This is a genomic window from Nocardioides marinisabuli (assembly GCF_013466785.1).
Classification (GTDB): domain Bacteria; phylum Actinomycetota; class Actinomycetes; order Propionibacteriales; family Nocardioidaceae; genus Nocardioides; species Nocardioides marinisabuli.
In genome coordinates this window covers 1,740,368-1,753,860 of sequence record NZ_CP059163.1, presented here as the reverse complement: position 1 = coordinate 1,753,860, position 13,493 = coordinate 1,740,368, and the positions used below count along the sequence as shown (strand labels likewise).

Below are 13,493 nucleotides of genomic sequence, written 5' to 3'. Positions count from 1 at the left end.
GGGGGCCGTTGACGCGCGCGGGCCGCATGGCACCCCCCGGCGGTGACACGATGGGTGGCGAGCGGTCCGGTCGGTCTGAGGGTCCGAGCCGATCCGTCGCCCGGATGCACGATGCCGGCGACCCCCGCGTCTGGGCGGGTAGAGAGCGGAAGAGGTCCTCGCCTGCGGTCCTGGTGCCGGCAACGCCCGCTTCGCGGCGGCGTGGTCGCCGTCGTCGTCGCGAGCACACCGGAACCCGCCTGGACCTCGACTCGTCACCCTCGGTCGAGCGGAGCGTCGTGAGACTACGACGTGCTGAGCATTGCTTCGACCATGCTCGGGCCGTCGTACTGCACCAAGCACATCCGTAGGCCGCGGAGCTCGCGAGCACCGAAGACAGCCTCTCGCATCTGCCCTATTCGCAGGTTGGCCACCAGCCGGTAGCCCTTGGCCCTCATCTCCTCGATCGAGGACTCGATGTCGTCGACCTTGAAGTGGACGTTGCGCACCCGCTCATGTGTCGTCGGAGGATAGGACTGGATGAGCTCGAGGTAACCCGTCGTGTCCATGGCCATGCTCGTCCGGGCTGCCAGCGCATTAGCGTCACCGTCCGCCGGCAGGTACTCGATGTCCGAGTTCTCGTCGAAGTCGATCCTGATGAAGTCCACACCCAGGATGCTGCCGAACTCCTGCATCGCGGCCTCGAGGTCAGAGACCTCGAGCCCGACCAGCTCCATCCGCTGTATCTCCATCGTCGACCTCCACTAGATCAGGATCATTATCCTAACTATAGTCATACTTCTATCCGCTGCGGAAGAGCGAGCCCGTAGTCGACACCGACCAGCCGGTCTGTCACGAGGATCGCTGCCTGGGCAGCGCCGGCGCTTCCTTCACCACACCCACCGCCGTCGCACCTACCGACCGAGGGCAGGTCGGCAGCGACGAAAGCACGTTCCCCCGGGCGGTGCAGGTCCCCCCTCACGGACTCGGCTCGTGGACGTCCCCCATGGGACGTCGGTGGCGGTCATCGCCAGTTCGTCATGCGACCTTGGCCGCCCGCCCTCCACGCCGCCGCGTGGTCAAGCGGTGGCACAAGCGCCGCTCGGGCTCGCCCGCAAGCCCTCGACGATCGACCTGACGCGCGGACCGACTCCGAGCGCCACCGCTTCCTGGAGATCCCGGACCGTGTCGACATCGCGTCGGACACGAGGGTCGACGTCGACGACCATCTGCGCACCCTGAGCCGCGTGGAGCCGAGCCGATCCCGGACCGTACGCCGGGCGCAGCAGCGACGGTTCGGCTGCCGCGAGCAAGGTGGTCCCCGCCCCACTCTCATCGGGGACGAACGAGGACCTCACCTGAGCGAGTTTGTGGAGCGCCTGGTCGGTCGCGTGCGCGGTGAGGGCCGGCAAGTCCGCAGGGACGACGACGATCGGCGAGCGCGGTCGTATCACGGCAGCGTGACTGCGACCGAGGTCGATGGCCCGGTTCAACGGGTCCGCCGAGGGCAGCGCACGGTCTTCCACGACCGACGCGCCGACCTGTCGGCCGACGAAGCCCAGCTCAGGCTCGCCGGTGACGATGATCAGCGCATCGATGCCGACAACGTCGCCGAGGACACCGATCAGGTCCAGCGCGAAGGCGCGCGCCAGACCCTCGCGCACCTGGGCGCCTCCAACCATGCGCGTCTTGGCCAGGGCCCACCGCTTGACGGGAACCACAGCGGTCCAACCGGTCACGATGCGGACCCCGAGCGACCCGACGGATCGTCCGCACCCCGGGTCGTGGTGCGCTGCCGGACCGGGCGACCTGCGAGGTCGGCCGTGGCTTCGAGCACGGCACGGTCCGACCGGTTGGTCGAGTCGGCCATGCGGGCGATGGCCTCCTCCACCAAGGTGCCGCCGAGGTCGTTGACCCCGCCCTGAGCACCTGGGCGCACTGGTCCGGGGGCCGGCTTGACCCAGGAGCACTGGACGCTGTCGATCAAGCCGTGACGCATGCTTCGCGCCCTCGCGTGGGCCGACCGGTGCACGAACGGCGACGGGACGAGCTCGGTTGAGCCTCCCGTGCCGCACTGGATGCCCGCCGGCGCCTGCACGGCCGGCTGGGTCGGCGTGGTCACGAACCCGCAGCAGTCACAGCGGTCTCGGCACAGCCGGGTCGGCGGGACAGACACCTTCTTGCTGTACGTCAGGACGCCGACACAACCCGCGCCGGCCAGCCCCACGTCACGCACGCGTCGAACCACCGCCATCAGGCGATCGCCTCCTCACACGTCATGGCTCGGGCAACCTGACGCTCACCCGGGTGGCCGGCGGCAGCCAGGAGAGCCGGTATAGACAGGGCCGTCACCCATCGCCCCAGGAGCCGGGCGACACGCTTCGACGCAGCGTCGCCGCCGCACGCCACCACGACGTCGCACCAGGGTGCAGCGGGCGCCTTCCCTGACCACAGCGTCACGACGGGGTGGGTCGGTCCCTCACGACGGCGAAGAACAACAAGACTCTCCGATCAATACTAATAATTAGTCTCATACGCAGTAAGCGCCGGGAGCGCGAGACACCTCCACACCACGATCAGCCGGCCGGATACCTCTCCGGCCGGAGGAACAGTCCGGCCACGCCGCACACCGCTGCGGTGCCGATCAGCACGACGAACGCCGTCATGAACCCTTCTGCGTCGCTGGCACCCGAGGCCGGGTCCACATGCGCCGCGACCACGCTGGTCAGCGCCGCGGTGCCGATCGCACCGCCGATGGTGCGCAGGTTGGCGTTCATGCCGCTGACCACGCTGGTCTGGTCGCGCGGTACCGCCATGACGAGCGCCGCCGACACACACGCGAAGATCAGTCCGATGCCGAACCCGATCGACCCGGTCGCGACGAAGACCGACCAGGGGTGATCGCGCCAGACCACCATGGCGCACATGCCTGTGGCTGCCAGCGCGCCGCCGAAGACCACGACGCGAGCCGGCGAGGTCCGCAGCGCGCCGGGCACGGCGACCAGGCCGGCAACGAAGGTGGTGATCGCGGCCGGGAGCAGCATGAGGCCGGACTCTCCGACCGTGGAGCCGAAGCCCACCGGGGGCGCCTGCTGCACGAACTGAGGGATGAACGCGTACGACCCGATCGCGACCGCCCCCGCCGCGAGTGCGATGAGGTTGCCGACGAGCACGCTGCGGTGACGCATCACTGCCATGTCGATGACCGGCACGTCCACCCGAAACTCCGCGACCACCCAGGCGCCGAGCAGCACGGCGCCGCCCACGAAGGCCACCAACACCGACCAGTCCGTCCATCCGCGCTGCGGCGCCCACGTAGTGGCCACCATCAGCAGCACCAGCCAGCCGGCCAGGAAGGCGGCCGACCATGGACTCATCCACTCGCCGACGGCTCGGGCAGGCGACCTCACCACGAGGAAGGCGGCGATCGCCGCGAGTGCCGTCACGATTCCCGGCACCAAGAACAGCCAGCCTAGGCTCGTCGCGCTCAGCAGGGGCCCGGCGGCGACCATCCCGGTGGCCATGCCGACCGCCATCAGGCCGTTCAGCAGACCGATGCGCCGCGCCACCACGGCGGCTGGGAACACGTCGCGCACGATCCCGAAGGCCAGCGGCATGACGCCGCCACCGATCCCCTGCACCGCCCGAGCCGCGATGAGGACCCCGATGCTGGGAGCGACGGCGGCCAGGAAGCAGCCGGCGGAGAGCACCGCGAGGGACAGCACCATGATCGGGACGGGACCGACCATGTCACCGAGCCGGCCCAGCATCGGTGTCGCTACCGATGCTGACACCAGGTAGGCGGTCAGCACCCACGTCGCCGTGGCGGCGCTGGTGTCGTACACCTCGGCGATAGAGCCGATGACGGGGATCGACATCGCCTGCACCAGCGCGAACGACATGATCGCCAACGCCAGGACGCCCGTCACAGCCACGTCGCGGCCGAGCGACGAGGCCGGTGGATCCAGCGGGTCCCACGCCGGCCCGGTCGGGGCGGGGCGGCCGTCGATGGCGCTCAGGGCGCCACGGGGTCGGAGGCGAGACCGTGCCGCGTGAGCTCGCAGGCAGTGGTCACGAGCGTCTCGAGCGGAACACGGCTGTCGGCCCACCACTCGGGCGTCCAATTGAGGGCTCCAATGACGAGCAGCTGCGCCGTGCGCAGGTCGAGCCCGGCCCGCAGCTCGCCCTGGTCGCGCGCCTGCTCGAACAGCCGCTTCCACACGCGGCCGTAGCGACGCTGGTCGGCCCGCATGCGCTCGCGCATCTCTGTCGGCATCTGGCCGACGTTGCGCACCGCCGCAGTCGTGTAGTCCGACAACTCGTGCAACGCCCGCAGGTGCGCCTCCACCGCGACACAGATCTTCTCGAGCGCAGGGGTGTGGCCATCGAGCTCCTCGATCGCCTGCGTCACCCGCGCCTCGGTGCCGATCTGGCCGAGGCGGATGACGTCCTCGATCAGCTCCTCACGCGAGGCGTAGTAGTAGTAGATGGCGGGCGCCTGCACACCCGCCGCCGCCGCGATGTCACCGAGGCGCGCCGTGGCGATGCCACGCTCGCTGAGAATCCGGGCCGCCGCGGCCCGGATACGCTCCTGCGTCCGGGCCGACTTGTCGGTCAGGGTCCTGGGTACCTCCGCTGTCGCCACGTCAGAGACCGGCTCGGACGAGCTCTTCAGAGCTGGCTGCGGTCTCGAACACGAAGTCGTCGGGATCGACCTGCCGGGTCAGCTGCCAGTAGTCGACCACCCGCCACGGCGAGTTCGTGACGATGCGGCCGTTCGCGTTCCGGTACCAGGTGTCCATGCCGCGGTGGCTCCAGATCATCCGGCTGTGCTGCGCATCGACGCTCTCGTTGTACGCGTCGTGGACGTCGCGGCGGACCTCGAAGGAGCCGAGGTCGTGCTCGATCATCCGGACGCACATCTCGGTGATGTAGCGCGCCTGGCACTCGCCGGCGAACATGTAGCTGCCCCCGTGGCCGAGGTTGACGTTGGGGCCGTACATGACGAACAGGTTGGGGAAGTCCGGGACGGTGAGCCCGAGGTAGGCCTTGGCGTCCTCGTCGCCCCACCGCTCGCGGATGGACACGCCGTCGCGACCGCGCACGTCCATCGGGTAGAGCATCTTCTTGGCCTCGAAGCCGGTGGCGTAGACGATGACATCGAGGTCGACGTGCTCGCCGGCGGCCGTGACCAACCCGCCTTCGTCGATGGAGGTAACCCGGTCGGTGATCAGGTCGACACCGTCCTTGCGGAGCGCTTCGTACCAGCCGTTGTCGATCAGCATGCGCTTGCCGAAGGGTGGGTAGGTCGGCTGCGACTTCTCCAACAGGTCGTCACGACCGTCGAGCTGCTCCTCGATGTAGCGCGTCAGCGCTCGGCGGTGCGCGTCGTTGTGGGCGTTGACCGACCGCTCCGGGTGCTCCCAGTCGGGGTCGATCTCGAGCGACGGGTAGAGCCGGTCATTGATCAGCCACGACAGACGGAGGCGGAACCAGAGGCGGTAGTTGGGGACGTGGTCCATGAGCCAGTGCACGTGGTCAGGCACGGGGCTCGAGTAGTTGTAGCTCGGCGCGATCCACTGCGGCGAGCGCTGGAACACCGACAGGTGCTCGACCTTGTCGACCACCGCGGGCACGATCTGCATCGCGCTGGCACCTGCGCCGACCACCCCGACCCGGAGTCCTGTGACGTCGAACCCCTCTGGCCACTGGGCCGAGTGGAACTGCTGACCGGCGAAGGCCTCGGAGCCATCGATCGCGGGCACGGCGGGCCGGTTGAGCTGACCCACCGCGGTGACGACCACCTGCGCGACGTGCTCAGTGACCGTGCCGTCGGCCGCGCGGGCCGTCACGGTCCACAGGTGGGTCCGCTCGTCGTAGACGGCCGCCTGCACGTCCGTGTCGAACTGCACCTGGTCAAGCACACCAGTCGTGCGGGCGACGTCACGGACGTATCCCAGCACCTCGTCGCGCTTGCCGTAGTAGGTGGACCAGCGACGCGGCTGGTACGAGAAGCTGTAGACGTGACTGGGGGTGTCGACGCCACAGCCCGGGTAGCGGTTCTCCCACCAGGTGCCGCCTACGTCGGGGTTCTTCTCGAAGATCTGGGCTCGGACCCCGGCGCCCTTCAGCTCGACTGCCGCGGAGATGCCCGAGATGCCGGCTCCGATGATGATCACCGAGAAGTCATCGGCGCCGTCCACGGGCGTGCGCTCACGACCGCCCTCGACGACGGCGCGCATGTCCTCGGAGAACATGGGTCCGAACTCGACCGGCACCTCCTCACCCATGCAGGTCGTGATCATCTCGACGAGCAGGTCGTCGTCAGGGAGCGGAAGGGCCATCGGCTCGCCGTTGCTCCAGGCCATCAGGACGTCGAACGCGGCCGCTCGGATCTCGTCCTGCACCTCGGGGGCGAAACCACCGGTGTCGTTGTCGCTCATGCCCTTGGTGCGGACCGGCCGATAAGGGTCGCTCAGCCATCGGCGGTCGCCGCTGAGCTGGAACATGACCATCAGCAGGGTCGGAAGGTTGGCCACCGCGAGGCCGCCGCGCAACGCCTCCGGATCGAAGGGCTTGGGCTCGAAGCTCATGCAGGACTCCTTGGTTCGTTGAATCTAAAGTAGATTAAAATCCGCGGCGACGCCACCGCCCCGACCGAGCCGATTGCCCATCAGGCGTCCTCGCCCAGGAACTGCTCGCGCAGCAAGAACTTGCGCACCTTGCCGCTCGCCGTCATCGGCAGCTGGTCCACCACGACCACGTGCCGCGGGACCTTGAAGGAGGCGAGCTGGTCGCGAGCGAAACGGCGCAGTTCCTCACCGTCGACCGTCTCCCCCGCGACGACGGTGACGTGCGCGAGCCCCACCTCGCCCAACCGCTCGTCCTGCACACCCTGGACCGACGCGAATGCGACGGACGGGTGCCGCATGAGTACGGACTCGACCTCGATCGGGTCGACGTTCTCGCCGCCCACCTTGAACATCTCGGTGATGCGTCCGACAAAGCGCAGATACCCGTCGGAGTCGAGCGCGAGCGCGTCGCCAGTGCGGAACCAGCCATCGACGATTGCCTCGGCCGTGGCGTCGGGACGCTTGTAGTAGCCCTGCATGACCGGCGACCCCTGGACCAGGAGGTGTCCGACGACCCCCGGTTCCACCTCGTCCCCGTGCTCGTCGACGACCTTGACCTTCGAGCGCGGCAGCACCCTGCCAACAGTCTCGGCCCGCACCTCGAGCGGGTCGTGGACCGAGCCCAACGATGTCATCGACGTCGTCTCGGTCATTCCGTAGACGCTGATGGCCGGGCCCATGTGCTCCGAGACCATGCGCACCAGGTCGGGTGAACCGGGTGCCAGGCAGAGGCGCAGCGAGGAGAGGTCCCTACCAGCGAGGGACGGGTGGCGGATCTGGTCGAGGTAGTGGGGCGCGACGCCGTAGGCCACCGTGGCCCGCTCACCCTCGATCAAGTCGAGCGATGCACCACCTTCGAACACCTCGAGCAGGACCATGGCGGCGCCGCGGGCCATGAACGTCACGGTGGCGGCGACGGCGAAGATGTGGAACAGCGGGAGGTACATGACGGTGAGGTCGTCCTCCGTCAGCTCCAGCCGGGCGGCGGCGTCGCTCATGTTGCCGATGACTCTGTGCGAGTGCATGACCCCCTTGGGGAAACCCGTCGTGCCGGACGTGTAGAGCATCAGCACGACGTCGTCAGGTCCGATCGCTGCAGCGCGAGCTGCGGAGTCCTGCGGGGACACGCTCTCGGCACTCCCCAGGAGGGTGTCGAGGTCGGTGGTCGCGGCGGACGACGGCCCGACCGTGACGACGGCCTGCACCGAGACGTCGGGGTCAGCAGTGACGGCCAGCGACTCCTCGGCAAGGCAACGCCCCCGCAGGCTCGAGGACGACACCAGCATGACCGAGTCGGACTGGCCCACGACGTACGCGGCCTCGGCCACGGTGAACCCGGTGTTGACGGGAACGACGACGGCTCCCGCACGGATCAGACCGAGCTCGACCAGCACCCACGAGATGGTGTTGCCCATCCACAGGGAGACGCGGTCACCCGGTTGCACGCCCCACGCGATGAAGGCGCGGGCGTACCGGTCGACCTCCTCGAAGAGGTCGGCCCAGGTGAGGCGGCGGTCCTCATGAACATACGCAAGGCGGTCGGGCCACCGCCGGGCCGCACGTTCGAGCAGCCCGGCGATCGTGAGCCCCTCGACCTCCTCGTCGACGTCGATGCGGGCGCCGGTCATGACGCCGTGGTAGCGCTGGGGCCTCTCTGCCCCCACCGATCGTGATAGCTCACCTCGTCGAGCGGGCGACGCTTCGCCTCGCCCCACTTGCCGGTCGGGTGACCCACAGGGATGAGCGCGTAGGTGGTGGCGTGCTCGGGGATGCCGAGCACCTCCTTGACTGCGTCCTCCTCGAAGAGGTGGGCCGTTGTCAGTGCGGTGCCCAGACCGAGCGCGCGAGCGGCCAACAGCAGGTTCTGCACCGACGGGTACACCGACGCGTGGTGTCGCTTGTCGGCCGCGCCGGTGTCGGCGCAGGCCAGGATGATGACGGGGGCCAGGTGCAGGTTCTCGGCGAGGTGGTCCGCCGAGCTCAGCACGTTCGGGGCGACCTTGCCGGGCTCGTCCTCGTAGGGTTTGCGCCCCCTGTTCCAGCAACGCTGGTAGATCTTCTGCAGCCGCTTCTTGATGTCCGGGTCGCGGATCACCAGCCAACGGATCGGCTGTTGATTGCCGCCGGTGGGTCCCTTCAGTGCGGCCTCGAGGATCGTGCGCACGTCCTCGTCCGTCACGTCCTGCTCGGGGTCGAGCCGGCGCATCGCGCGAGTCGTGCGGATCGCTTCGAACAGTTCCATCGGTTCTCCTGGGTCAGTGGGACGATGCATCAGTGGTCAGCGAGTCGAGGTAGGCGCGTGTGGCCGCCATCGCGTCGGGGTCGGTCGAGGCCGCGGCGAGGGAGGCCGCGTCGTCGTCGACGTCGGGGGCACCGGTGCGGTCAGACAACGCCGCGATACGTCTCAACGCGACCGTCGTGCCATGCGCTGGACGAGTGGCTACCAGCTCGGCGAGCTCGCGCGCGCCGTCCAGCGCCTCCGCGGCCGGCAGGACGCGGCAGGCGAAGCCGCGGGCCAAGGCCTCGTCGGCCTCCAACGGACGGCAGGTCAAGACCAGGTCACGGACGACCGAAGGGCCAAGGTCCCGCACCAGCCGCTCCATGCCTCCCCAGGCGAGCGGGAACCCCATGATCAGCTCGGGGACCACGATGCGTGACCCCACGGCCATCACCCGCAGGTCGCATGCCGCGACCAGGGCCGCTGCACCGCCGATGGCCGCGCCGTGCACCGAGGCGATGGTGATCAGGCCCGCAGCCTGGAGTGCGTCGGCGAGCCGTGAGCCGAGCCGTGCCTCTGCCTCCACCCCCGCTGGGTCCACGTCCCCGGCCCGGAAGGAGTCACGGAACTCCTCGACGTCGGCTCCGGCCGAGAACATCCGGCCCTCACCGACCAGGACCAGAGCTCGCACGCCGTCCGACGCGACGAGTCGCTCGACGACGGTGGTGAGCTCCTCGACCATGGCACGGCCCAGGGCGTTGAGCTTGTCGGGCCTGGCCAGGGTGACCACACCGACGGCGCCCGTGACGTCGAGCCTGATCTCCGTGAGATCGTCCATCGTCAGGACAGACGCTCGATCATCATCGCGATGCCCATGCCGCCGCCGATGCACATCGTCTCGATGCCGATCTGCCGGTCGAGCGTCTGCAGGTCGTTGATCAGCGTGGTCATGATGCGAGCGCCGGTCATGCCGAACGGGTGCCCCAGTGCGATGCTGCCACCGTGGGGGTTGAGCTGGTCCTCGATCGAGATGCCCAGCTCGTCGGCGATCGGCAGGACCTGCGCGGCGAAGGCCTCGTTGAGCTCGACGACGTCGACGTCGCCAATCTTCATGCGGTGCCGTTCGAGGAGCTCGCCGACCGCCTTGATCGGTCCGACGCCCATGATCTCCGGAGCCAGGCCTGTGACGTGCGAGCCGATGATGCGAGCGAGCGGCGTGATGCCGAGCTCACGGGCGCGGACGTCGGACATCACCACGACGGCCGCGGCGCCGTCGTTCAGCGGACAGGAATTGCCCGGGGTGACCACCCCGTCTTCACGGAAGGCTGGCTTCAGCGCACTCAACCCCGCGAGGGTGGTGGTCGGACGAGGGGAGTCATCCCGGTCGACGACCGTGCCGTCGGCCAGCGTGACAGGGGTGATCTCACGAGCGAAGAAACCAGCCTCGATCGCCGCCGCCGCACGTTGCTGGGACAACAGGGCGAACTCGTCCAGCGACTGGCGCGTGAGGCCCCACTGCTCGGCGACGTTCTCGGCGGTCTGGCCCATCGCGAGGTACATGTCGTTGATGTAGTCGGATCGGCCGCGATCCAGGAAACGTGGATTCATCGCGTCCTCGTCGTAGAACGACGGCGCGCGACTCACGCTCTCTACGCCGGCGGCGACGAAGGCGTGGCCCTCGCCGGTCGCGATGGCCTGGTGGGCCATGCGAATGGTCTGCAGCGACGAACCGCAACCGCGGTTGATCGTGGTGCCGGGCACGGAGTCGGGCAGGCCACCGAGAGCCGCGGCGTTGCGACCTACGTTCATGCCCTGCTCGCCGGCGTGGCTGGCCGCGCCCATCATGACGTCACCCACCTCGCTGCGGTTCAGCTGGGGCACCTTGTCCATGACAGCGTCGATGATGCCGCCGGCAAGGTCGTCCGCTCGGACGGAGGCCAGCGAACCTTTGAACGCACGCCCGATCGGGGTGCGGGCAGCGGCGACGATGACAGCTTCGGGCATGAAGGTTCCTTAGAGCTCTGGCGGCGTGATCGCAATTACATTATAATAATGACCAGAGATTCGCAACGGACCTGACTGGTTCGGCGACTTCCACGGACGAAAGGCTGAGTCACCGCATGTACGACCCCGCGTCCCACGCGCAGAAAACTCCCGACCGACCCGCGATCATCATGGGCGGGAGCGGGGAGTCACTGACGTTCTCGCAGCTAGACGAGCGGTCCAAGCGACTCGCCCGTCTCTTCTGGTCGGAAGGGCTGCGCCCCGGTGACCACGTCGCCATCTTGATGGAGAACCACATCCGCTACATCGAGGTGTTCTGGGCAGCCTTCCGCTCAGGGCTCTACCTGACGGCGGTCAACCGGTACCTGACGCCCAAGGAGGCCGCCTACATCATCGACGACTGCGACGCCCGGGTGTTGGTCATGTCGTCCTACATGAGCGAGCTGGCCAGCGCGGTCGTCTCGATGACCCCCAAGGTGCGTCGCCGCCTGATGGTCGATGGCACCGTGCCCGGCTACGACTCCTTTGACGAAGCCGTCGCCGCACACCCGGCCGAGGTTCTCGACGAGGAGCCGCTCGGTCGCACGATGCTCTACAGCTCGGGCAGCACCGGGCAGCCCAAGGGCGTGTGGCGCCCGCTGACCGGCCGCACCGTCCAGGAGGGCAAGCCGGCTCTCGTCCCCGTCTACCAGACGCTGTACGGCATGGGCGCCGACACGATCTACTTGTCCCCCGCCCCGATCTACCACTCGGCGCCTCTGCTGTTCAGCACCGATGCCATGGCCCTCGGCGCCACCGTCGTGATGATGGAGAAGTTCGACGCCGAGCAGGTGCTGGCCCTGATCGAGAAGTACCGGGTCACCCACACGCAGCTCGTCGCAACGATGTTCAACCGTATGCTCAAGCTGCCGCTCGGGGTCCGTGACGCGTACGACCTGTCCAGCCTGGAGTGCGTGATCACCGGCGCCGCGCCCTGCTCGATCCCGACCAAGAGGGCGATGATCGACTGGCTCGGACCGATCGTCCACGAGTACTACGCCGGCACCGAGGACACCGGCGCCACCGTCATCACCTCCGAGGAGTGGCTCAAGCACCCCGGTTCGGTCGGGCGGGCTGCGCTCGAGTCGACGATCCACATCTGCGACGCCGACGGTCGAGAGCTGCCTGCCGGCGAGATCGGCCGGATCTACTTCGAGACCAGCGACGCCGTGGCTGGCTTCCAGTACTACGGAGAACCCGACAAGACAGCCCGGGCCCACCATCCTGACCATGAGAACTGGACCGCTCTGGGTGATCTCGGCCGGCTGGACGACGAGGGCTACCTGTACCTCGCGGACCGCGAGTCGTTCATGATCATCGCCGGTGGCGTCAACATCTACCCGCAGGAGATCGAGAACGCGCTGCTGCTGCACCCCGAGGTGCAGGACGTCGCCGTGTTCGGCGTGCCCAACGAGGACCTCGGCGAGGAAGTCAAGGCGGTTGTCCAGCCGGTTGACTCCTCGCGCGCCGGTGAAGCCATGGTCGCCGACCTGCTGGCTCACTGCGCCGAGCACTTGGCGCGATTCAAGATCCCCCGGTCGATCGACTTCCTCGACGACTTCCCGCGATCGCCCACGGGCAAGCTCTACAAGGCACCGCTGCGCGAGAAGTACTGGGTCGGACACGACTCCCGCATCCTCTGACAGCCCCAGAACACAGGAGACCCACACCTCATGAGCCTGATCCAGTACGAAGGTCGTTCCGTCATCGTCACCGGCGCGGGAGGCGGTCTCGGTCGCGAGTACGCCCTGGCACTAGCCCAACACGGCGCTCGTGTCCTGGTCAACGACCTCGGCGGCAGCGTCAACGGCGACGGCGAGAGCACGAACATGGCCGACGCCGTGGTGCAGGAGATCCGCGATGCCGGTGGTGAGGCCGCGGCCTGCTACGACAGCGTCTCGACCCCCGCAGGCGGCCGAGCCATCGTCGAGGCGTCGATGGACGCGTTCGGCAGCGTCGACGCAGTGATCCACAACGCCGGAATCCTGCGCGACCGCTCGTTGAGCAAGATGACGCCCGAGGAGGTCGACAGCGTTCTCGACGTCCATCTCAAGGGTGGATTCAACGTTACCATCCCGGCCTTCGCCCGCATGAAGGAAGCGGGATACGGCCGCCTGGTCATGACCTCGTCGTCGTCCGGCCTGCTCGGCAACTACGGCCAGGCGAACTACGGCGCCGCGAAGACCGGACTCGTCGGTCTCGTGCACGTCGCGGCGATCGAGGGTGCCCGACACGGCATCCTCGCCAACGCGATCGCCCCCGGGGCCCGCACCCGGATGACCGAGGGTCTGCTGGGCGAGATGGACGAGCTGCTCGACCCGGCACAAGTGGCGGCGATGGCCGTCTACCTGGCGTCGCCTCAGTGCCACCAGACCCACGAGGTCTTCTCGGCCGGTGGTGGGCGGTTCGCCCGCTACGTGGTCGGTGTCAACGACGGCTGGATCACGCGTACCGGTCCAGCCTCGGCCGACGACGTGCTCGAGCACATCGACCAGATCCGCGACCTGGACTCCTTGCACGTCTTCGACAGCGGCACCGACGAGATGGCGCTGTTGCGCCGGATGGCCACCGAGGTGGGAGCCCTCACCCCCTCCGCCTGATCCGGGACCCTCCGCCGCCTG

Annotated in this window: 11 protein-coding genes; 2 read left to right on the top strand and 9 right to left on the bottom strand. The window is 68.4% G+C overall.

What is annotated here, in order from left to right:
- Positions 1 to 284 precede the first annotated feature (284 nt).
- From H0S66_RS08460 to H0S66_RS08420, 9 genes are all read right to left on the bottom strand, one after another.
- Positions 285 to 731 carry a VOC family protein gene (locus H0S66_RS08460; protein ID WP_179614999.1) on the bottom strand — a complete coding sequence of 149 codons (447 nt, stop codon included), beginning with the start codon at positions 729 to 731 and terminating at the stop codon, positions 285 to 287.
- Between the two features lie 327 nt (positions 732 to 1,058).
- On the bottom strand, positions 1,059 to 1,661 hold the full coding sequence (cofC, locus tag H0S66_RS08455) for a 2-phospho-L-lactate guanylyltransferase (protein WP_246305432.1): 603 nt from the start codon (positions 1,659 to 1,661) through the stop codon (positions 1,059 to 1,061).
- Positions 1,662 to 2,555: 894 nt separating this feature from the next.
- Complete coding sequence (locus H0S66_RS08450) at positions 2,556 to 3,881, bottom strand: MFS transporter (protein ID WP_179614997.1); 1,326 nt, start codon at positions 3,879 to 3,881, stop codon at positions 2,556 to 2,558.
- Between the two features lie 113 nt (positions 3,882 to 3,994).
- Positions 3,995 to 4,624, bottom strand: a complete 630-nt coding sequence (locus H0S66_RS08445) for a TetR-type transcription factor C-terminal domain-containing protein (RefSeq protein ID WP_218876261.1) — start codon at positions 4,622 to 4,624, stop codon at positions 3,995 to 3,997.
- 1 nt (position 4,625) lies between these two features.
- Positions 4,626 to 6,572 (bottom strand): flavin-containing monooxygenase, encoded by a 1,947-nt coding sequence (locus H0S66_RS08440; protein ID WP_179614996.1) that lies wholly within the window; start codon positions 6,570 to 6,572, stop codon positions 4,626 to 4,628.
- Positions 6,573 to 6,652: 80 nt separating this feature from the next.
- Positions 6,653 to 8,239 carry a class I adenylate-forming enzyme family protein gene (locus H0S66_RS08435; RefSeq protein ID WP_179614995.1) on the bottom strand — a complete coding sequence of 529 codons (1,587 nt, stop codon included), beginning with the start codon at positions 8,237 to 8,239 and terminating at the stop codon, positions 6,653 to 6,655.
- Positions 8,236 to 8,853 (bottom strand): nitroreductase family protein, encoded by a 618-nt coding sequence (locus H0S66_RS08430; RefSeq protein WP_179614994.1) that lies wholly within the window; start codon positions 8,851 to 8,853, stop codon positions 8,236 to 8,238. The genes H0S66_RS08435 and H0S66_RS08430 overlap by 4 nt, the downstream gene beginning before the upstream one ends.
- Before the next feature lie 13 nt (positions 8,854 to 8,866).
- Positions 8,867 to 9,619: an enoyl-CoA hydratase/isomerase family protein gene (locus H0S66_RS08425; RefSeq protein WP_179614993.1), complete on the bottom strand. Its 753-nt coding sequence runs from the start codon at positions 9,617 to 9,619 to the stop codon at positions 8,867 to 8,869.
- A gap of 50 nt (positions 9,620 to 9,669) precedes the next feature.
- Positions 9,670 to 10,833: an acetyl-CoA C-acyltransferase gene (locus H0S66_RS08420; RefSeq protein WP_179614992.1), complete on the bottom strand. Its 1,164-nt coding sequence runs from the start codon at positions 10,831 to 10,833 to the stop codon at positions 9,670 to 9,672.
- Between the two features lie 116 nt (positions 10,834 to 10,949).
- Here H0S66_RS08420 and H0S66_RS08415 point away from each other — a divergent pair, with 116 nt between their 5' ends.
- Both H0S66_RS08415 and H0S66_RS08410 read left to right on the top strand, forming a co-directional pair.
- Positions 10,950 to 12,515 carry an acyl-CoA synthetase gene (locus tag H0S66_RS08415; RefSeq protein ID WP_179614991.1) on the top strand — a complete coding sequence of 522 codons (1,566 nt, stop codon included), beginning with the start codon at positions 10,950 to 10,952 and terminating at the stop codon, positions 12,513 to 12,515.
- A gap of 30 nt (positions 12,516 to 12,545) precedes the next feature.
- The gene (locus tag H0S66_RS08410; RefSeq protein ID WP_179614990.1) at positions 12,546 to 13,472 is read left to right on the top strand and encodes an SDR family NAD(P)-dependent oxidoreductase; all 927 of its coding nucleotides are present in this window, start codon (positions 12,546 to 12,548) and stop codon (positions 13,470 to 13,472) included.
- The last annotated feature ends 21 nt before the right edge of the window (positions 13,473 to 13,493 follow it).